The 20,725-nt window shown below is 49.1% G+C and carries 16 protein-coding genes and 1 riboswitch; of the genes, 10 read left to right on the forward strand and 6 right to left on the reverse strand.

Features of this window, described 5'->3' with window-relative positions; all coding sequences use genetic code 11:
• Positions 1 to 221 precede the first annotated feature (221 nt).
• The 8 genes from Q8M98_00870 (at position 222) to Q8M98_00905 (ending at position 7,704) form a co-directional block, all read left to right on the forward strand.
• Positions 222 to 902 (forward strand): hypothetical protein, encoded by a 681-nt coding sequence (locus Q8M98_00870; GenBank protein MDP3113301.1) that lies wholly within the window; start codon positions 222 to 224, stop codon positions 900 to 902.
• A gap of 40 nt (positions 903 to 942) precedes the next feature.
• Positions 943 to 1,128: riboswitch (cobalamin riboswitch) on the forward strand.
• Between the two features lie 72 nt (positions 1,129 to 1,200).
• Positions 1,201 to 2,451: a T9SS type A sorting domain-containing protein gene (locus tag Q8M98_00875; GenBank protein ID MDP3113302.1), complete on the forward strand. Its 1,251-nt coding sequence runs from the start codon at positions 1,201 to 1,203 to the stop codon at positions 2,449 to 2,451.
• 296 nt (positions 2,452 to 2,747) lie between these two features.
• Entirely contained in the window at positions 2,748 to 3,125 is a 378-nt protein-coding gene (locus Q8M98_00880) for a hypothetical protein (GenBank protein ID MDP3113303.1), read from the forward strand.
• Positions 3,126 to 3,136: 11 nt separating this feature from the next.
• On the forward strand, positions 3,137 to 3,586 hold the full coding sequence (locus Q8M98_00885) for a hypothetical protein (GenBank protein ID MDP3113304.1): 450 nt from the start codon (positions 3,137 to 3,139) through the stop codon (positions 3,584 to 3,586).
• Between the two features lie 1,172 nt (positions 3,587 to 4,758).
• A complete protein-coding gene (locus Q8M98_00890) occupies positions 4,759 to 5,904 on the forward strand; it encodes an acyl-CoA dehydrogenase family protein (GenBank protein ID MDP3113305.1) in 1,146 nt (381 codons plus the stop codon).
• A 7-nt stretch (positions 5,905 to 5,911) separates the two neighbouring features.
• The gene (locus Q8M98_00895; GenBank protein ID MDP3113306.1) at positions 5,912 to 6,247 is read left to right on the forward strand and encodes a hypothetical protein; all 336 of its coding nucleotides are present in this window, start codon (positions 5,912 to 5,914) and stop codon (positions 6,245 to 6,247) included.
• Positions 6,234 to 6,800: an epoxyqueuosine reductase QueH gene (locus Q8M98_00900; protein MDP3113307.1), complete on the forward strand. Its 567-nt coding sequence runs from the start codon at positions 6,234 to 6,236 to the stop codon at positions 6,798 to 6,800. Before Q8M98_00895 ends, Q8M98_00900 begins: the two co-directional genes overlap by 14 nt.
• Positions 6,784 to 7,704: a hypothetical protein gene (locus tag Q8M98_00905; GenBank protein MDP3113308.1), complete on the forward strand. Its 921-nt coding sequence runs from the start codon at positions 6,784 to 6,786 to the stop codon at positions 7,702 to 7,704. Before Q8M98_00900 ends, Q8M98_00905 begins: the two co-directional genes overlap by 17 nt.
• A 77-nt stretch (positions 7,705 to 7,781) precedes the next feature.
• On the opposite strand, the gene Q8M98_00910 is transcribed toward Q8M98_00905, so the two are convergent.
• From Q8M98_00910 to Q8M98_00930, 5 genes are read right to left on the reverse strand one after another with little or no spacing between them, the layout of a single operon-like run.
• On the reverse strand, positions 7,782 to 9,875 hold the full coding sequence (locus tag Q8M98_00910; GenBank protein MDP3113309.1) for a prolyl oligopeptidase family serine peptidase: 2,094 nt from the start codon (positions 9,873 to 9,875) through the stop codon (positions 7,782 to 7,784).
• A gap of 38 nt (positions 9,876 to 9,913) precedes the next feature.
• Positions 9,914 to 11,131: an ABC transporter permease gene (locus Q8M98_00915; protein ID MDP3113310.1), complete on the reverse strand. Its 1,218-nt coding sequence runs from the start codon at positions 11,129 to 11,131 to the stop codon at positions 9,914 to 9,916.
• Positions 11,132 to 11,134: 3 nt separating this feature from the next.
• Positions 11,135 to 11,887, reverse strand: a complete 753-nt coding sequence (locus tag Q8M98_00920) for an ABC transporter ATP-binding protein (GenBank protein MDP3113311.1) — start codon at positions 11,885 to 11,887, stop codon at positions 11,135 to 11,137.
• A gap of 4 nt (positions 11,888 to 11,891) precedes the next feature.
• Complete coding sequence (locus Q8M98_00925) at positions 11,892 to 13,331, reverse strand: efflux RND transporter periplasmic adaptor subunit (protein ID MDP3113312.1); 1,440 nt, start codon at positions 13,329 to 13,331, stop codon at positions 11,892 to 11,894.
• Between the two features lie 18 nt (positions 13,332 to 13,349).
• On the reverse strand, positions 13,350 to 14,600 hold the full coding sequence (locus Q8M98_00930; protein MDP3113313.1) for a TolC family protein: 1,251 nt from the start codon (positions 14,598 to 14,600) through the stop codon (positions 13,350 to 13,352).
• Positions 14,601 to 14,863: 263 nt separating this feature from the next.
• Here Q8M98_00930 and argF point away from each other — a divergent pair, with 263 nt between their 5' ends.
• A complete protein-coding gene (gene argF, locus Q8M98_00935; GenBank protein MDP3113314.1) occupies positions 14,864 to 15,865 on the forward strand; it encodes an ornithine carbamoyltransferase in 1,002 nt (333 codons plus the stop codon).
• Between the two features lie 165 nt (positions 15,866 to 16,030).
• Here the strand turns inward: argF and Q8M98_00940 are convergent, their stop codons facing one another.
• A complete protein-coding gene (locus Q8M98_00940) occupies positions 16,031 to 18,946 on the reverse strand; it encodes a M20/M25/M40 family metallo-hydrolase (GenBank protein MDP3113315.1) in 2,916 nt (971 codons plus the stop codon).
• A 274-nt stretch (positions 18,947 to 19,220) separates the two neighbouring features.
• Here Q8M98_00940 and Q8M98_00945 point away from each other — a divergent pair, with 274 nt between their 5' ends.
• Positions 19,221 to 20,393 (forward strand): PDZ domain-containing protein, encoded by a 1,173-nt coding sequence (locus Q8M98_00945; protein MDP3113316.1) that lies wholly within the window; start codon positions 19,221 to 19,223, stop codon positions 20,391 to 20,393.
• The last annotated feature ends 332 nt before the right edge of the window (positions 20,394 to 20,725 follow it).

The raw sequence follows: 20,725 nt of genomic DNA on the forward strand, positions 1-20,725 counted from the left end.
GACCCATATGCGATCAACCCTGATCTTTACCGATGCCAAAGGGTATCGGGTACACGTCAGACAAACTGGTCTGCCCGAGGGCAAGGCAGACAAAATCTACTCCCTGCTGAACGTCAAAGTCTTCAAAAATCAAATCATCTCCAAACACAGAGTTTAGTGCCTAACTGAAAAATGACTGTCATATATACCAATAACTTAGTCCCTAAAATGCGAAACTTGGGTTGGGAAGCTGCGACAAAAGGGACGATGCCGATCTCTACCGTTTTCCGCTTTTCGTGGGCAGTTATTGGAAGTATCAGGTGACGCGCACGAACAACTCTGTCGATCCACCTCAACTGGTGGTCGATACTCTGCAAGTTTGGGCGGAGGCACCGGTCCAAAGCCCTTCGGGAGAAAGCTGCACCGTGCTCAGAGGCAGATACAACACTGAAGAAAGCGATTTATTTGAATACGTGGCAAACCGTCAGGATGGGTTTTATGCGCTGGGATACCGTCTCAGGCAGGGATGTATTATTCCCTTGAAAGGAACAAGCAATATCCGCTTCACGCTGTTGGGCAATCCCGTGAAAGAGGACGACAAGGACATCACATGGTACCCGGAGCCTATGCTTCAGATGCCTTACGAAGCCTACGAAGGCAAAGTGTGGTTTTACGAGAGCAGCGTTATTTATCCGTCGTCAGCCGGATTTTTTTTGCAAAAGCGCCGTCTTGTTCAGGTGCCGTGGGGGACGAAAATCGCCCACGTAAAGCGCATCGAGAGGTATGGATGCGAAATGCCCGATGCAGAGATCAATGCGTATTACACAAGCGTGGGAGTGATCAAATGGAGCTATGTCTCTGTTGTAAACAGCGAAAACGATACTGTTAGCCATATCTGGGAGCTGCTCGAATATCGAAAATAATCCAGTTTCATCATTGACAAAAAAGCGGCAGTGTGAATTGATGCACTCATTGGAAAATGGTGCTACTTGATTAGGTAAAAGGGAATCCCGTGAAATGCGGGAGCGGTAACCGCCACTGTGTGCAGTATTTATGGGCGCTTCAGTCACTGGATTTGTTTCCGGGAAGGCTGAGCATTTTTTAAGCCCGCTGCGAGCCAGGAAACCTGCCACCGCCATGCCTGAGGTCATACGGATTATGTGATCGGGGCGCAAAGTAGTTCATCCTTTATTCCCGAATAAACGAAAAAAGGTGAACAACATGAACAGACAAAGCTTCATTATCGGCATTTTGATGCTGATCCCGCTACTTTCGGCGAGCCTCTTTGCCGCAGAAATTTACACGGTCAATTCCGAATCCAGAACCCTCAGCCGCATTGATAGCGAGACTGGCGCGCTCAACAACGTATTTACCCCCCTCGGGCTCACTCCCAATCTGATGTATGTCGATGAGCAACACATCTTTGTGGTTTGCTCTGGAGACAATGCCATCCAGATGATCAATCGTGCAAACGGCACGCATATCCGCTATATCCCCGTGGCCGCATCCTCCAATCCCTGGGATGTGGTCAAAGCGGGTGATTTTCTTTATGTGACCGGGCTTTTTACCAACAAGGTCTATAAGATCAGTTTGCAAAGCTACTTTGTGGTGAATCAGATCACGGTGGGCAATGCTCCCGAAGGACTGCGCGTCTATGATGGAAAGCTGTTTGTGGCAAATACCGGCGGCTATCAAAATAACTATGCGGGAAGTTCAGTGAGCGTCATCGATCTGGCGAGTTTCACTGTTTTGGAAACAATTCCGGTGTGGACGAATCCGCAATATCTCGTTGCCCACAATGGTTTTATCCATGTTTCCTGCACGGGAAATTGGTTCGACGTTTCCGGTAAAGTGGATATCATCGATGCAGCGACGCTTCAAAATGTGCATCGGATCGATATCGGCGGCAATCCTGGATCCTTGTGGATCGGTCCCTATGCCAAAGCATATTTGGGAGATGGCATGAGCACTGGTCTCTATAGCTATGACGCTGTCAATTATAATGTTTACAACAACGCCAACAACCCTCTCAATCCATCCGCTTATGCAGTGGACGGAAACGATCAGTTCATCGCTTTGCTGACCCAAACCTGGGGTTCGAACTCAATGGTGAAATTGCGTCACCACGATCTGAGCCATCTCGCTGAATATACCGTCGGCTTGGTGGCTACGGATATGAAGGTCTGGGGTGGAAATGTGTCCAATGACGACCCACTCGTTCCAGTTTTGAAGACGTCACTCTATCCCAATCCCGTGCGGCAGAATGGTTTATTGTATCTTGACTCCCCCGCGAAAACGGTCGTTTCGGTTGTGTTTTACAATCTCAAGGGACAGAAAGTTCATGAAATGAGCATCCCCGCGGGAGAGAAGCAGATCTCATTGTCCGGTATGAAGTTGAGCGCGGGTGTTTATATTTATCGGCTCAGCTCGGGCAATGCGGTTCAAAGCGGAAAGATTGCGGTGATGAAATAGGATAGTTCGATAGACAGCAGGGCGACAAGTGCGTTTATAATGCTCCACTTCAAGTAGTTTACTAAGTTCTACTTCGATTACCTCATGGATGCTGAGCTGCAGCAGTTTCAGAAAATGCCACACTATTTTTATAAATAAGTCTTGACCTCATGCCAGCTTTCATTTCTTTGGTTTCCTATGCTTTTTAATAATTTGTGCGCATAGATAAAATATTGAATGCAAGGTGGATTGGTGCCAAACAAGAATAAGCAGGTGGTAATGCTTGAAAAAAAAGCAAAGAAAATTATAAGAGTGCCTTGCTTGCAGAACAGGGTGAGTGCTTAAACGCAGCTGTAAGCAGGCTGTGTTACACTTGCTTATTACTTGCTAAGAGGTGCGCTTATGAGCTTGGCTGGCTAACAGATCAAGATTTTACCGACTATAAAACTAACACACATGACCTCATAGAGGAAGGTTATATCCAGAGACAACTCGGGGATCCAAATCTAACATACGAAAATACTGTAAAGCTGAGATACCTTAAAACACTAAAACCTCACCGTGTCGCTGCCGATTATTCACACAATAAAGACTTTTCTTCACCAATGCTAAAAGAAGACTTTGATAGTTGCAAAAATATGGCAAAGCAATTTATCGAAGCGATACAGAATATACATAATTTAAACATCATATAAGGAGACTGTATATGGACGACTCTCATCTCATTAAGTTCGTGGGAGCTATGCAAAAGAAATACCCAAATGCCATTTTCAGATTTGAGTATGACGAAAAAGAAGCATCCTACCGTATATGGCATACTTACAATAAAGTATACGCTGATAACAAATTCTGTGAATATATGGGAAAATTGATAAAAGAGATTTTTATTCCTATCGGTTTCTTCAATTTCTATATTGATCTAAACACAGAGTTTATGAAGAAGATGAATAACGCCAAATCTTGGGCATACAACTCAACTAAACCCATTTCATCTTCATTTCAAGATGTGGAATCCTATACTTCTAATACGTCACCCTTTATGAATCGTGCAGGATGTAATAGAATAACAAATTCTAAATCCCCAGTTGATGTAGTAAGCCGTGAGGAGAGCAGGACTGCAGAAAGAGAAACTCCAATATATAGGATGGCTGCCTGATGGATACAACGAAACAACCTATGATCAAGACTGATGCTATAATGCTTATTGAGAGCAACTTTATCAGATATCCGGAGAACCCTAATATGATGGAGACGTCTTGTTCAGTTAAACTACGAGCATAATATCAATTCAGACAGTGTAGGCAATGGATTTCTCACTTTGCTTGTATCCGGGACATCCAAAGAAAACGGAAAAGTGATATTTGAAGCACGTGTCAGGTACTTGGGTGTTTTTATTTCTGACCCAGAAAACCAAAACTTACCACTTGAGGAATTCCTTCGTTTTCATGCTCCCGCACATATATACCCCTATGCCAGAGAATTTCTAACGACCCTGAGTACTCGCTCTGGCATGCCATCCATCATACTACCTCCGGTTAATATGTCCGCAGTCCTAAATGTGGATATGAAAGGAGTAGTTGAGGATAATTCAATAACGCCAACAGTTGATAATAATTAAGCCATAAAAAGGGCAAGGTAGATCCTTGCCCCTGGAGTTTAGGCGTTTTTCATTAAATTACACAGTATTTAGCTCCTAATCCGAGTTTAATTTCCAGCTTCTTCTGAAGTCCCGCGAGTTGTGCAACTCTTTTCTCATAAGCCAAAGCTCACAAGAATTATGCCAATCTCTTAAATGAGATACTTGTTTTCCGGAGAGCCGTTGGAGGGGAACCGGACGTACTGTTTGGGGGGAGGGAGCCAGTAATGGAAACTTCCCCTACCCCTATCAATGGGGTGGGGAATTCCGATTCCCCACAGCTTAACAAACCATAGCCGAATCGGAATTCGGCATCCCAATCGGCACAAATACGCCTTTTATGATATTGAACTCTTTTTTTCCCCCTCTATACTCGTAGTCATTCCCCATGTGCAACGTTCTTCTCACATTAGTGGAAAAATAGCAATTGCCGGAAACATTGAGCCCCAGCTTGGCGCCTAAAAAATCCGTTTCTTCCCCCTTAGCATTACGGAATCAATACGGACTCATTACGGACTAAGTCCGTATTGACTCCGTAATGCTAAGGAGGTAGCGCAGCATGCCGATGCTGCGGATGGGATCAGTTTCGACAATTTCCTTTCCTCCCCGGGAAGATTTAGATTGACATATATCCCCTCTTGGAAAAGATAACTGTCGAAGCTTAGTCAATTATGATATCAAGGAGTTACAATATGAATTACTTTCTAACCGAAGACCAGCTTGAGATGCAGGAAGTCGCACGCAGGATAGCTGTTGAAAAGATGAAACCTGTTTCTGAGAAATATGACGCAGAGGGAATCTTCCCTTGGGACATCGTTGAAGTGATGCGCCAGAGCGATCTGTTTGCCATTATGATACCTGAAGAATATGGCGGAATCAGCGGCAGTGTCGTTGATCTCACGATTGTGACGGAAGAGCTTTGCGCAGTCGATGCCGGCATTGCACTTGCTTTTGGAGCCACCGGTCTGGGCATGTATCCGATACTCATATCCGGTACCGAAGAGCAAAAGAAAAAGTATCTGGAACCCATCGCCGCGGGAGAAAAGCTTGCCGCTTTCGCACTCACGGAAGCCAATGCCGGATCCGATGCCAGCGCCATCGAAACCACCGCCCGCAAAGAAGGAAACACCTATGTCCTCAACGGCACCAAACAGTGGATCACAAACGGCGGCGAAGCCGAGATCTATACCGTTTTTGCGATGACGGACAAGACCAAGGGTCCGCGTGGTTGCTCCTGCTTCGTAGTGGAAAAGGGCACTCCCGGATTCAGCTTTGGTAAAAAGGAAAACAAGATGGGGATTCGTTCTTCCGCCACCTGTGAATTGATCTTTGAAGATTGCGTGGTCCCGCAAGAAAATCTCATCGGTCGCGAAGGCACCGGATTCATCACCGCGATGAAGGTTTTTGACAAATCCCGTCCGATGGTGGGAGCCCAAGCTGTGGGTATCGCACGCGGGGCTCTCGAAGCCTCGATCAAGTATTCCAAAGAGCGTCATCAATTTGGCAAACCGATATCTTCTTTTCAAGCGATCCAATTTATGCTTGCGGACATGGCGACGCAGATCGAAGCCGCCAGAGCCCTTGTGATGCAGACCGCGCGGATGGTGGACAGCGGTGCCAAGAACTATTCCAAGGAATCTGCGATGTGCAAATACTTTGCTTCGGATGTGGCGATGAAGGTCACCACCGACGCAGTGCAAATCCTTGGCGGATATGGCTATATGAAAGAGTACCCGGTGGAAAAGATGATGCGCGACGCCAAGATTTTGCAGATCTATGAAGGAACCAATCAGATCCAACGTTCCATCGTCGCCGCCAATCTGCTCAAAGAGTTTTGAGCTAAAAATGCACGACTGGGTTAAGGAATTCCCCGGGGCGATCACAACCTGCGATCGTGATGCCATCGTGAGGGAGATGAATGATAAAGCCACCTCCGTCTTTGTCAAAGATGGCGGCGAAAAGCTGATCGGACACTCGCTCTATGATTGTCACAATCCGCGTTCGATCGAGATCATCAAAAGCATGCTCGAAACCGGAGAGAACAACATCTATACGATCGAGAAAAACGGCAAAAAAAAACTGATCATTCAGCAACCTTATTACACAGAGGGCAAGGTCGCGGGCTTGGTAGAGCTATCCATAGAGCTACCCAGGGAGATACCGCATTATGTCCGTACCTGATTCGATACTCATGCACACTTGCTGTGCGCCGTGTTTGATCCTGCCCTATCATCAATTGAGGAAAGAAGGTGTCCAACTCGGCATTTTCTGGTATAACATCAATATTCACCCGTATATGGAATACAAGCACCGGCTGGATTCGCTCAAGGACTTCGCTGAGAGAGAAGTTTTTGAGATCATCATGCGTGATGAATACGGGCTTTTGGAGTTTATCCAAAACGCCGCTGTCGAGACCCCCGGGCGTTGTCGTTATTGTTATGACGCCAGGATGGATTTGACTGCCAAAACCGCGGTGGAATTGGGATACAAAGCCTTTTCCACCACCTTGCTCTATAGCAAGTTTCAAAACCATGATCTGCTTGTGGAGATCGCCAATGCCAAAGCGGAAAAGTATGGAGTTCAATTCTTCTATCGCGATTGGCGTGAGCTTTGGAGCGAGGGTGTGACGCTCTCCAAAATGGAGAACATGTACCGTCAGAAATACTGCGGTTGTATCTATAGCGAGCAGGACAGATTCTTGGGGAAAAAGAAAAAACATGAGCCGATATCGTGAAATCGATCTGAGTAACATCAAGGTCTCATCCGTCAAAGACCGCCACAGCAAAGTTGACAGCGCCGCTTTTGCCAGAATCGACGTAGCGGCGGGGCTTTGGGAATCCATGCCGGGTATTCTCAAAGCCGCTGAACTGAAAGAGTTTATCCAACGCACCAAGACAGCAGTCGCGAACAAGAAACCGATAATAATCGGCTTGGGCGGACACGTCATCAAGTGCGGCTTGGCGCCGTTATTGATAGAATTGATGGAATCCGGCGCGGTTTCTTGCGTCTGCGTCAACGGTTCGGTCACGATCCACGATTATGAAATCGCCTTTTGGGGAAAAACCTCGGAGGACGTGGCAGCCGGGCTGGCGGACGGGTCTTTTGGCATGGTCTTTGAGACCACTCACGGGATCAATTCTGCGATCACGCATGGCAGCAAAGCGGGTTTGGGCTATGGCGAAGTGCTTGGTAAAACGATCATGGAAAAAGCGCCGAACGCACATTTGTCATTACTGGGAAGCGCCTATCGACTGGGGATTCCGGTGACAGTGCACATCGCCATCGGTGCGGACATCGTGCATCAGACTCCTTGCGCGGATGGTAAAGCGATCGGGGATTGCAGTTTGAGAGATTTTCGCATCTTTTGTGAAGAAGTATCCAAGCTCGACGGTGGCGGAGTTTTCATCAATTTCGGCTCCGCGGTGATCATTCCGGAAGTGTTTTTGAAGGCGCTGACCGTGGCACGTAATATCCATGGCAAAGTTCAAGATTTCACCACCGCGGTGTTTGACATGAATATGCATTACCGGGCAATGGAGAATGTGGTCAAACGCCCGGTATTAAACGGCGGAAAGGGTTATTATTTCATCGGGCATCATGAGATCATGATTCCGCTGGTGCTGCGTGAATTGATGTAGAGCAGGACGCCGATCCTGCTGATTAACAGCAAACGGCACTGGTTCTGGATTCTGCCCCATCGATGCCGGACGGTGTTTTACTTGATTCCAAGGATGGATAACGCGTATGCCATTGTTGACGCCTGATATTTCAGAAATTGATTACGGTCTCCCGAACCGGTATGTCCCTCATCCATCAGCAGACGATAGATCACTTTTCTATTACCGGTGTTATTTAGACGCAGTTTTTGCGCCCATTTCAGACCTTCCCAATACCCCACCCGAGTGTCATGCCAGGCACAACTGATCAGAACATCCGGTAAGTTTGCCGGTTTCACGTTTTCGTAAGGACTGTAAGCGAGCATCGCTGTAAAATCACCCTCAATGGCGGGATTGCCCCATTCTTCGTATTCCTCGGCAGTCAGAGGAAGTGAATCATCCAACATGGTATTGATCACGTCCACGAAAGGCACATCGGCGATCAGCAGACGCATCGATTCCGGCGCGAGGTTTAGCACCGCAGCCACCAATAATCCACCCGCGCTGCCTCCTTCGATAACTGTTTTGTCCGGCTCGGTGAAACCATGAGCTTGCAGATAGCTCAGGCAGGCGCTGAAATCAAAGAAACTGTTCTTTTTATTGAGCAATCTGCCGCCGTCATACCAATCCTGCCCCAGCTCTCCACCTCCCCGAACCTGCGCGACGGCATAGATTACTCCCCTGTCCAAAAGCGATTGCAACTGAGGACTGAACCATGGGTCTTCATAATCCCCGTATGCGCCATATCCATAAAGCCACAATGGGTGTGCCCGATCAAGATCGAGATCACTCCTGAAGACGAGCGTCAGGGGGACGAAAACTCCGTCATCCGTCGGCACAAAAAGCTCCAGACTGCGATAGCCGGAAGGATCATAACCCATGGGAAGGGGATAGGTATAAGCCAGAGAATCCACTCCGGAGGCAAAGTCATGCTTGTAGATGCGAGCCGGAAACAGGAAACTTTCCATTGCATAACAGAAGCCGGAAGAATTTGGTTCTGAGCCAGCTTGAAAATTCAGATCGCAAGCTTCGGAAGGTATGATGTTTCGCAGAAGGGATCCGTCTGAGCTCCGATAGATTTGAAACTTCTCCTTTCCCCGCAACCTGCGGAGCAGGATTAGATGGTCATCAAACACCGAAAAGGATGATATCGGCTCAGCGTATGCTCCTGAAATCAATTCCACCCATTCATCCATGGAGCCGGATGAAAGTGGAGCGAGAGCGATCGATCCGTCCTTGCACCAGAGATTGGTCTGCAGAAAGACCTTCTCACCGTGGATATCCGGAAAATACTTTATGCCCTCGCGTTTGGGAGCTATCAATCTTGGGGTAGAATCCGCTCCCCGGGCATCGATGAGCCAAGCTTCGTTAGTGTTTTTGCTGGAACTGCTCAGTATGATGAATTGCTTGTCGCGGCTGTAATAAATGCCAAGATTGTATCCGGAATCGGATATACGAACGAGGGGGTTGACCATAAGGGTCTGCAGGTCAAGCTTGTCGCAGGTATCTGTTTGCATGCGTGAATTGGTGCGGGTGATGATCGCATGAGTGCCTCCCGCGAGCCACAGAAACTCCGAAATGCCGATCAGCTTTGTATCATGCGTTTTGCCGGAATGCAGATTTTTGAGATACAGACGATACACTTCATCCCCGTTAAAATCCGCTGTATATGCCAAGGTCGTGTTGTCCGGGCTGATCTCAAAAGCTCCGAGGGCAAAGAATCTTTTTCCCTTTGCAAGCTTGTTTTCATCCAGGATCAGTTCATCCTTTGCGCTCACGGTCAGCTTCCTTCGCCAGTGAACAGCGTATGCTTGTTTTGCGCTTTGGCGGCTAAAGTACTCATAGCCGTTTTCAATCACCGGGCGGGTCTCCAATTGTGCCGGAACGCGGTTGGTGAACTCCTTGAGCAGCTTTCTCTCCAGCTTCTGCGAGGGCTTCATTGCTCTTTTGGCATATAGCCGTTCATTCTTGAGCACTTTTTGCAGAGCTGGACTGTTTCTGTCGTTCAGCCAGTTCCAGGGATCGATCAACACTCTGCCGTGAATAATCGTCGTATCCGGATTTGCAGGAGCCAATGGAGCGTAGGTTCCGGCAAAGATGGAGCTGCAAAACATGCAGGCAATCAAAAGTAGGTGTGGCAGGTATTTTTGCATCAATTCATTCCTTTTGCACCGATAAATGGGGAAATATGCTATTCGTATCTCAGAGCATCGATCAGATTTAGGTTGGCGGCTTTCTTGGCGGGATACCAACCAAAGAATATGCCGATCGCGCAGGAAAATCCCACAGAAAGCATTACCGACCAAGGGGTTACGGAGATGCTCCACTTCATGGATTGGGCCAAAACTTTGGATGCTCCGTAGCCAAGCAGAATGCCGATCAAACCACCGATGATGCTGATGGTGACGGCTTCGATGATGAATTGAAGCAGGACGTCACGTTTTCCGGCACCCACGGCGCGGCGGATTCCGATCTCTTTGATGCGTTCGGTCACCGAGACAAGCATAATGTTCATAATGCCGATCCCTCCCACCAAAAGCGAGATCCCCGCGATGCTTGCAAGCAGGATGGTCATCGTGTTTGAGACTCTGTTCGCGGCTTCGGCAACGTCGGTCTGGGTGCGAACAAAGAACTCTTCGCTTGAGGTGCCTCGATGCCTTGATTGCAGCAGATTGAGGATGTCCTGTTGGACAAGATGGATGCGCTCCTTGGAGTCTGCGGAAACAATGATCGTCATACTGCGCCAACGATGCCCCAATAATCTGGTATAAACGGTGGAAAATGGAGCAATTACGATGTCGTCCTGATCCATGCCCATCACGTTTTGCCCTTTTGCCCGGAGCACCCCTTTGACGGTGAAGGGGATATTGCGAATGCGGATGATCCTGTCCACGGGATCGATGTCGCCGAAGAGGTTGTCCGCCACGGTTTTTCCGATCACGCAGACTTTGGCGCCGTTGGCAACGTCGGAAGTGTGAAATAGGTTGCCTGTTTGGGTTTGCATATCACGGATGTTGAAATAATCGACGTCCACGCCCATGATGCCGCTGCGCCAGTTGTTGCCTTCAAATTTGAGCTGTCCCCATGAATTGTAAACCGGCGAAGTATAAAGTACTCCGTCCACGCTATTGTTGATGGCTTCCACATCGGCAACGTTCAGTAGTGATCCACCGCCCGCAGATTGACGCGCTGTTCCGGATCCACCCGTGAAGTTTCCCGAAATGATGATCACGTTTGTGCCCATACTGCTGATCTGGTCATCGACGATCTTCTTTGCGCCCTGACCGATGGCGAGCATGGTGATCACCGCTGCCACGCCGATGATGATGCCAAGCATCGTGAGAAAGGTTCTGGTCTTGTTTCTGCCCAGGGATTTGACAGCTATTCTGATGATGCCAAATATCGACATGCTTTACTCCTCGGCGTCCAGGATGGGTAGTTTTTTCAGATCGGCAATGGCGTCCCGTTTCTGGGTATTTGGTATGTCTTCGACGATGCATCCGTCACGGAAAGTGATCAGGCGATCGGCATATCCGGAGATGTCATGTTCGTGAGTGACCAGGATGATAGTCTTGCCGAGGCGGTGCAACTGTTGAAAGACGGCCATGATTTCGATGCTGGTGCGGGAGTCGAGATTGCCGGTGGGTTCGTCTGCCAATACGAAGACGGGGTCGTTGACGATGGCGCGGGCGATGGCGACGCGTTGTTGCTGCCCGCCGGAAAGCTGATTGGGAAAGTGTCTTGACCTATCTGACAAGCCTACGGTTTTCAAAGCTTCAAGAGATTTTTCGTGCCGTTGGCGCAGGCTCAGGTCATGAGTGTACAGTAGCGGGAGTTCCACGTTTTCCAATGCCGTCGTACGTGGTAGAAGATAAAAGGACTGAAACACATAGCCGATCTTTTCGTTTCGAATCTTTGTGAGAGCGGTGTCGTCCATGCTGTGAACGTCTATTCCGTCAAGCTGATAGTTGCCGGTGGAGGGTTTGTCCAAACAGCCCAAAAGATTCATAAATGTGGTCTTACCAGAACCGCTGGCGCCCATGATGGCAATGAATTCGCCGTGGTCGATGCAAGTATCGATCCCGCGCAAGGCATGCACGTGGATTTCGCCCATCTGATATGTTTTGGTCAGCTTTTGGGTGCTGATGAGTCTGCATTCCGCCATTGTATCAGAACCTTCTTCCCATACTCGGTGCGCCTTGCATCGCAGGATTGGCGGGATTGATGGACGCAGCTTGTTTGGCATCTTTGTAGATGACACCACTCACCAGAAGGTCATCAGTGCCCAGATCAGCAAGCACTTCCACAAACGCGCCGTCTGAAATACCGGTGCGGATCATCTTGATCTGCGGTTCATTGCCTTTGAGTACCCAAACCATTGCCATGCCTATTCTTGTACCGGAACGACCCCTACCGGAGGAAGCAGCTTGAGGATTCCCCATTACTGAAGGTGTTTGTCTTGGTTGGGCGGGGCTTCGTCTTGATGTATTTGCAGCACGAGCGCTGTCAGGAATCGCGGGTTTGGCGTTTGGTGTTCCCTGTCCGGGTTTTTGACGATTCACTGCAGGAACGGGCTTTTCTCCGGACGCGTCAGCGGTTTTTTCTGGTTGAGCGGCTTGCATAGATTCCATCGCTTTTTTGCGGGCGTTGGCGATCATATCGTCTTCCCATTTCAAACCAAACATCGCCCATATCTCTTTGCTGGGGCGAAACCGGGTGGCGGATTCCGGGATGCGCAGGACGTTTTCCTTCTCGCGGATGATGATGGTGACGTTTGTGGTCATGCCGGGAAGCAGCTTGCGATCCGGGTTGGCGGCATCGATGATGACGCTATAGCTGACGACGTTTTGATCAGTGTTCGGGTTTAGCCTGATCTGTTTGACGGAGCCGCGAAACTGCTGAGTGGGATAGGCATCGACAGTAAATTCCACCGGCATATCAATGTTGATTTTGCCGATATCCGCTTCGTCCACGTTTGCCGTGATCTGCATCTGATCGAGGTTGTTGGCGATTTTAAAAAGAGTTGGGGAGTTCAGCGAGGCGGCGACGGTCTGTCCCTCGTCCACGTTGCGGGCAACGATGATTCCGTCGATGGGAGAAGTGATGTAAGCATTATCCAGGTTCTTTTCCGCGCGTTGCAGATTGAGCCTCGAGCTGGCGAGTGATTGCAGTGCTTGCTGATACTTAAACTCCGCCTTTTTCATATCGTATTCAGGAGACATGTTTCTCTGCCACAGTTCTTTAAGCAGGTCATAATCCAGCTTGGCTTCGTCCACGGAAGTTTTTGCTTTGTTCACTTCCGCTTTGGCTCCGTCCAAATTTGTCTTCAAAATCTCCGTATCCAGTTTTGCCAGGAGCTCCCCGCGCCGCACAGAATCGTTAAAATCCTTGTGCAGTTTTTCAATCTTGCCGGATACTTCGGTGCCCACTTCCACCAGGACGTAAGGATTGAGCGATCCGGTGGCGGTCACCACTTCACGGATGGCGCCGGTGGAGACTTTTTCAGTGCGCCATTCCGGTTTGTTTTTGTTTTTGCGATAGTTTGAATAGAGCATGATGGCGGTGATGACCAATGCCGTGATGACGATGTATTTAATATACTTTTTCACAATTCCGGTTTCCTTCTATTACCATTTTCCGAGTATCTTGTTTGAGAGCAGATAGTTGAGCGCCTCCTGCTTGGCGATGATCTGATAGCGATTGGTGTGATAAGCGATATTGGCGTCGATATAGTCCGTGCGCGTCTTGTCCAATTCCAGAAGCTGGATCAAACCGAGGCGATAGCGTTCTTCGGCGATCCTGATCTGCTCGCGGGATTGCTCCAGTTTTTCGCCATAGAGCTCGTTCAGACGGTTCTGGTAGGCAAGCTCCTGTGCGGTGATATTATACTGGCGTTTGATCTCGTCCTTTTTATCCAGAAGCGAGATTTCCGCCAGCCGATTACTGATCCTGGAGCGTTTGTGGATCTGATGTTGCTTGAATTGGTTCCAGAGGGAATAGCTGAGATTGAGCGAGACCGTGTGGGAAGTGGAGTATTTGTCAAAATTGAAATTCTCTCCGCCGATGTTGCGGGCAAAGTTATATGCCAGGCTCACTCGGGGAAAATAATCCCGAAAATCCTGCGTAAGACCCAGTTCGCTGCGTTTGATATCAGCTTCCAGTATCTTCACTTCGCCGATCTCTTCAGTGTCAAGAACCGGCAACGCGAAAGTGGGGTTGGGTTCCAGATCGGCGAGTTCGAAACCCTCATCCGTCATCTGCACAAGCCCGAAAAGCCGTGCGCGGTTGGTGGCGATGGTGTTTTCCAGTTGGATGATCAAAATGCGGGAATTCATAACCGCGATCTCGTTTTGTTTGACGTCGAAGGGAGTGGTTTTACCAAGCTGTAAGAGCACTTTGCCCTGTTCCCAGACCCTGGTTTGAATGCCGAGATTTTCCGTGAGCGAGGCAAGCTGTTTCCCAGCGCTCAACACTTCGAGATAGGCGCCGAACACTTGGTAGGCATAGGTCCCAGCGCTGCGTTCCGCCTGCAGTTTTGCTCTCGAGTTATCCAGGCTGGCATATTTGTAATTGAACCAAGCGGGGTCGTTGATGCTGATCGTCTTGCTGATCGTGAATCCCAATCTGCCGCTCAGATCGGAAACCGGCGGTACGATGCGGTGGTATAGGTTATTCTCAAAGCTCAAACCCACACTTGCGTCCGGCAGCAGGTTCCACTTCGAGGAACTCAGTTGAGACTCGCTGATCTGATAATTCAGTTCCGTGCGTTGCATCGTCCAGCTATTGTTCAAGCCATATTGGATCAGGTCGTCCAACGTGTATTGCGCTGCCAAAAGTGTTAGCGGCATCAGCAAAATAATGATGATAAAGCGTTTCATATAACCTCAAACTTTATTTGGTTTCGGGCGCGAAAGATCCCTAAGCCGCGGTTTTTTCCAATCTCAAATACACACTATATACCATCACTGCGAAAGAAAACTGCAATAAATCTTCTCTTCATCACGACGGCATAGCGAAACATCTTTCAATTTGAAACCAGTTTCCGCGAAGCGGCATTCATGACAAGGAAAATTCCTTGCCTTTATTCCGCCCTTTTAAACATTGGTATACATAATCAAAATAACTCATCATTGGAGAAAAAATGGCTTTCAACCTCAGAAACAGACACTTTCTGACCCTGATGGACTTTACTCCGCAGGAGATCAGATTTCTCTTGGATCTTTCCATGGATCTCAAGAAAGCAAAATATGCCGGATATGAGCAGCAGCGCCTGAAGGGCAAAAACATCGCACTCATCTTTGAAAAAGACAGCACCCGCACCCGCTGCGCCTTCGAAGTTGCCGCCCTCGACCAAGGTGCGCATGTGACATATCTGGGACCCACCGGTTCGCAGATGGGCAAGAAAGAATCCATCGCCGATACCGCCAGAGTCCTGGGCAGAATGTATGACGGCATCGAATACCGTGGCTATGGACAAGAAATCGTGGAAGAGCTGGCAAAATTTGCCGGAGTGCCAGTCTGGAACGGTCTTACTACTGAAGACCACCCCACACAGGTATTGGCGGATTTTCTCACCGCGATGGAACATCTAAACAAACCCCTAAACGAAATGGTCTTCGTCTATGCCGGAGACGGACGCAACAACGTTGCCAACGCTCTGATGATCGGAGCCGCCAAGACTGGAATGGACTTTCGCATCGTGAGCCCCAAAGAGCTCTTCCCCGAAAAGAACCTCCTGCAAAAATGCAAAGAAATCGCCAAGGAAACCGGCGCACATATCACCTGCACGGACAGCGTCGTCAAAGGCGTGCTCAACGCGGATGTGATTTACACGGACGTTTGGGTCTCCATGGGCGAAGCCGAAAGTGTGTGGGAAAGCCGCATCAAATTGCTAAAACCCTATCAGGTCAACGCCTCCATGATGAAGAAAACCGGCAAGCCAAACACCCTCTTCATGCACTGCCTGCCTGCGTTTCACGATCTGAACACCACCGTCGGCAAACAAATCTATGATAAATATAAACTCACCGGAATGGAAGTGACCGACGAGGTCTTCGAATCCCCAAATTCCGTAGTCTTCGACGAAGCCGAAAACCGCATGCACACTATCAAAGCAGTGATGGTGGCAACGCTGGGAAACTGATTCCGGTCATTGAATCATGCTATAAGAGGCAGGATGACGAATCCTGCCTTTTTTTATGGTGAACAATCGAACGAGAGAGGCTGCGGAAAGGCACTCCTGATCAACAATAGTTTTGCCAATATGTATGCCTGAAAAGAGCGAAGCTCCGGCAGCATCAAATACAGCTTAGTTCCTGATCAGCATCACTTTGCTGATGACGGCATCGCGAGCCTGGCTCACGCGGACAAAATAGATTCCGGTCGCGGCTTTGTTTCCTTGTCTGTCCCGTCCGTCCCAGACGAATTCGTGGTTTCCGGAAACCTTTCCGTCAAAGACTTCCCTCACCTGCTGTCCGCGGAGATTATAGACCGAGACGTTGATGGGAATGGAGCCATCCTTGATCTTCACGGCGATGGAAGTGCGATCGGAGAAGGGATTGGGATAGCTTGCCGTGATCCGTACCGGGCTGATATGAGTTTCATTTTGATCGTCATTCGGCGAAGCTTCGTTGAAGAGATTGGTAAAAACGTGATACGTCAAAGCTCTCGCGCTCGCGCCTTGCATATTGTAAAGTGGAAAGCTGAGGGTGATGATCTTTCCGTTGCCGCTATCTTTCAGCACCGCTATCGGGGAGCCATTCATCAAGCCCGCGGCTGAGCTGTTTGCATAGTCCGATCCGTATGAATAAACGTTTTGAGCGCCTTCGGCAGCATGTATTCCCTCCACCCGAAGGATGTGTCCGTTCAGGCTGGAAGTCGTTTTGAGGCTGTCAACCTGCAGCGGTGGAAAACCGGGGATCAGGGGATTGGCATATTTGAACCGCGCGGCGGTGCTATAATTGACCGATCCGATGCCAACGGCATAGTTTAAGTAGTTGTTCGCCGGAAAAGTAGCTGGGTAGCCTGAGTTCAGATCAAAGGCGAGCGTCGGTTGATAGAGCGAAAACATGATATTCCCGCCATAAGAAAGATAGCTCAGCAGCGCGTTGCGGACGGTGTATGGATAGTCCATGTCCGAAAGATCGTTGCCGTGCCAGAGGATGGAAGAATAGATGCCGATATCCCCGAGCCGCAGCAAAGACTCTGTGGATTCAGTGTCAAAGTGATGGACGTCAAATCCATTCATAAGCATAGCATAAAAATTATCGACTTGCTCGTCCGTGGGCTGGAAAGGATTGCTGCCGCCCAGGTTCTTCGTCTCGTCCACGATCAATATCCCCTGATTCAAAGAAACGGGACGGCTGCGGATCGGTACACTGAGCGGACTGCTGTTGCCTTGCATGTCCAAAGCGGCGACGCGGTAGTAATAGTAGGATAAAGAGCCGACGACGTCATTATCGGGATAAGCCACGCCGGTGAAAGGAACGGCGTTGAGGATCGATCCAGGCGTTTCGGAACTGTTTGAACGGTAGATGTTGTATCCCGCCAAATCCATTTCGGTATTGGGATTCCAGCTCAGGACAATGCTATCCGGCGATGGAACATCAGTTAAGCTGTGTGGCGTAAGCGGGATCGAATATGGCACTCCGGCGCCATAGATCAGATAGCTTTCGTTGCCGAAAACATCTTCGGAGCTGACTGCTACGTAATATAGCTGCCCTTGGGTCAAGCCGGAAATCGTGGCATTCCAGTTTGTGGTGGTCACCGGAGTTCCCCATTGCCCCATCGTCGTGCTGAAATAGACATTGTAATGGCTCAGGCTGGCATCGTTATAGCCCTGCCAGCTCATATAGAGGGCGTTTCCAGATCCGGCATCCAGCACGCTCAGATTCGATGGCGCACCCGGCATATCCGCAAACGTTGCTGCCACGGCGGCGGAGGCTTTGATCACTTCCGCGCAATAAACAGGATTGAGATTTGCGGTGATATCGTTTGAAGTATGATAATAGGGGCAAAACTGATATTCGAAGAAATAGATCACGTTGTAGCCGCGCTGCCAGAAAGGATGGCTGTCGCTGCTGCCACTGTTTAAACTGCCATAAACAGGATTGAGAGTGGTATATTGCTGAGTGAGCGTCGAAGCGTAGGCACTGTGATCGAGCGATCCATCATAGGGCATCAAACGCACCCGCCAAGTTTGGGGATTTTCGTTGCTATTGGCGATCATGTCGTGATTCATCATCAGGCGGATGTTCATGTCGGTTGCCTGGGCGTAGGCAGAATATGCCTTGGCGCCCCAAAGACCAAATTCTTCCGCGGCGAAGGTTACGAAGCGGATCGAGCATTTGGGTTGGTAGCCGCTGCTCAGGATCACTCTTGCCATTTCCAGTGCGGCAACCGTCCCGCTGGCATTGTCATCCGCGCCTGGAGCCAAAAGCATCGGGTCGCTGTTGTTGGAGATCGAATCGTGGTGCCCGCCCACGATGATATATTGATCCGGATAGACGGAACCGGGAATGGTCGCCACCACGTTATACTGCTGAGTGTTTTGCCAGGTGAACTGATGCAATTGGGCATCAGCCACACCCATGCGAATGAACTGCTGCTGAATCCATTGCGCCACCTGCAAACGGTTTGAAGCAAAAGCATAGCGCGTCTGAAAATCCTGCAGGGATTGAATGAAAGAGAGCACGCTATCCGCGTTCACGTGTGAGATCATTTGGCTGATGCTCGTGCGCGTTTCATCCACGACGGAAAGGTTCAAAGCCTGCGCTTGAAAACGCATCGGCTCGGTATCCAGAATAGTGAATGGATTGTGGATCCGCGCCCTCAGTTCCACTTCATTCAGATCGCTTTGCAGCAGCAGCGATGTGCCAAGATCAAGAAGCACCCGTCCGTAAGTGGAAAGATCAAGCAGATCATCTATATCCAACCGGCTCACCAAAAAGAGGGTCAAACGCATTGGTGCCGCGGCTAAATATCTATATGCCAAGTCCTTGTGCATGGTCTCAAAACGTTCGTCCAGCCCCGCGACAATGTAGTTTTCGTTGTAATAATAGATCTCGGCACCGCTGAGAGACAGACCGTGAGCCGCATCATAGAGTTTGGCGTCTCCCATATTCTTCCTCGCGGAATCACTTCCGATGGCGACAATACGATTCACGCCCGCGCTCAATGGAAACAGCAATCCCGCCAGGATCAACATCAATACTAAGTTCTTCATCATAATTTCCTTTGTCATCGACAGCTTTTGGCTATCGACACATTCACCAAAACATGGAGCAAGTTTTATTCCCCAACTCAGTAATTCTAAAGAAAGCATTCCGCTAACATCATATCAAAGTCCCATATCATTATGATATATTTCCACCAATGAAGCTGGAGCTTGAAGCATGTATATTGCTATCGGATAGTCCTTTACGGTTCGTGCCCCAATTGGCTCATCCCTTGCATATATAGCATCCATTAGACAGAAACTAATGAACTGGAGGTTCAAAATGAAGTACTTAACCATGATCCCGATGATGTTTGCCCTGATCGTTACGGGGCTCAACGCACAGACTAATGGCACCGCTGATCCGCTGATCGTGACGGTCGAAAAAGAAGAGAGCGATGTCAATTCCATTAAAAACATCAGCGTGAGTATCAACATCCCCAAGGCAAACCTCGCTTCTGATTCCAGTGTCGCCCATTTCGGCATCTACGTGGAAGACCTGACTTTCCCCACCGCCCAACGCCTCGGCTATGACAAAACCTTTGGCATCCTGATCACCGCCGTCGCAAAAAATACCGCGGCTTGGGAAGTTCGCCTGCAGGAAGACGATGTCATCCTGGAAATCAACGGCAAACAGGTCACCAACTCTGCCGAATTTGACAAGATCAAGCGCACCTTGCGCAGCGGAGACCAAATCAATCTGAAATACTGGCGGGAAGGAATCGTCACGGAAACCACGATGCTGCTCGGCACCAGATACAAACCCGGCACTACCGATGCTGACACTCCCAAAACCCGGAAAAAGCTCTCTGCGGGTTATGGCGGCGGCACCTGGATACCCATGTGGTTCGATGTGGATATGACGGATATCAATGAACTTATGACAGATATCGGCTTTCGCCCTTTCAACGAAAAGGGTATGCTGATGCAGGGTTTCGGAGGAAAGGGTCATATTGGCAAAGGCTATTTCATGGGCGGACAAGTTGTCGCCTTTGAGGACAGCAAAACCATCCCGGACAATACCGATCCGGACTTCAAATTAAGGCTGAAATACACCCTTTCCCTCGTGGGTTTCACTATCGACAAGCGCATCCCGATCACTAAAAATGTAATCACTTCCATTGGAGTAGTGCTCGGAGGCGGCAGCCACGAGATCGACATCCAACGCAACAATGATGCGTATCAGTGGCCCACTTCTCCCACAGATATCTCGCAGGGCAACCACAATGCGAAGCTTCATCGCGGCTATCTGATGGTTCAACCCCGCGCAGAATTGCTCGTTCGCATGCTTCCCTGGTTCGGATTGCGTGCCGAGGGCGGATACACTTATGGCTACGCGCCCTATAAAGGATGGAGAATGATGGGTATGAAGGATGAAATGATCGAGATCCAGAATTCCCCCGATACCAAGCTCGAAGGTTTCAACATCACTATCGGTCCCTGGTTCGGTTTCTAATGAGCTAACCTGATCTCTATACATCAAATAAATACTCCCTCTCGGTGGCGGATTCACAGATCCGCCGCTTTTTTTTATCCTGATGGAACATCATTCACATGAATTGGGAATTGAGAATGGAGAATTGAGAATTGATAGTTGAGAATTGGAAAGATCAAATGATACGGCTTCCACATTGAAATGTCATGATCGTAATTTCACTGCCTCGAGTGATGAGCAACGCTGGCAGTCGAGGCGACTGCCTTTACGATTTCATGTCTCATCTATGTGAAAACTGTATGAGCAATATGTTCCGCTCGAGTGGAGCCACTCCTCCGAAAAATAGAGCCTCC

The sequence above is a fragment of the Candidatus Cloacimonadaceae bacterium genome (assembly GCA_030693415.1).
In the GTDB taxonomy this organism is placed as follows: Bacteria; Cloacimonadota; Cloacimonadia; order Cloacimonadales; family Cloacimonadaceae; genus JAUYAR01.

Bases quoted from the DNA above. Each gene is read 5' to 3' on its own strand.
- Q8M98_00875 (MDP3113302.1), top strand. From the start codon at position 1,201: ATGAACAGACAAAGCTTCATTATCGGCATTTTGATGCTGATCCCGCTA.
- Q8M98_00885 (MDP3113304.1), top strand. From the start codon at position 3,137: ATGGACGACTCTCATCTCATTAAGTTCGTGGGAGCTATGCAAAAGAAA.
- Q8M98_00890 (MDP3113305.1), top strand. From the start codon at position 4,759: ATGAATTACTTTCTAACCGAAGACCAGCTTGAGATGCAGGAAGTCGCA.
- Q8M98_00895 (MDP3113306.1), top strand. From the start codon at position 5,912: ATGCACGACTGGGTTAAGGAATTCCCCGGGGCGATCACAACCTGCGAT.
- Q8M98_00900 (MDP3113307.1), top strand. From the start codon at position 6,234: ATGTCCGTACCTGATTCGATACTCATGCACACTTGCTGTGCGCCGTGT.
- Q8M98_00905 (MDP3113308.1), top strand. From the start codon at position 6,784: ATGAGCCGATATCGTGAAATCGATCTGAGTAACATCAAGGTCTCATCC.
- Q8M98_00910 (MDP3113309.1), bottom strand. From the start codon at position 9,875: ATGCAAAAATACCTGCCACACCTACTTTTGATTGCCTGCATGTTTTGC.
- Q8M98_00915 (MDP3113310.1), bottom strand. From the start codon at position 11,131: ATGTCGATATTTGGCATCATCAGAATAGCTGTCAAATCCCTGGGCAGA.
- Q8M98_00920 (MDP3113311.1), bottom strand. From the start codon at position 11,887: ATGGCGGAATGCAGACTCATCAGCACCCAAAAGCTGACCAAAACATAT.
- Q8M98_00930 (MDP3113313.1), bottom strand. From the start codon at position 14,600: ATGAAACGCTTTATCATCATTATTTTGCTGATGCCGCTAACACTTTTG.
- argF (MDP3113314.1), top strand. From the start codon at position 14,864: ATGGCTTTCAACCTCAGAAACAGACACTTTCTGACCCTGATGGACTTT.
- Q8M98_00940 (MDP3113315.1), bottom strand. From the start codon at position 18,946: ATGAAGAACTTAGTATTGATGTTGATCCTGGCGGGATTGCTGTTTCCA.
- Q8M98_00945 (MDP3113316.1), top strand. From the start codon at position 19,221: ATGAAGTACTTAACCATGATCCCGATGATGTTTGCCCTGATCGTTACG.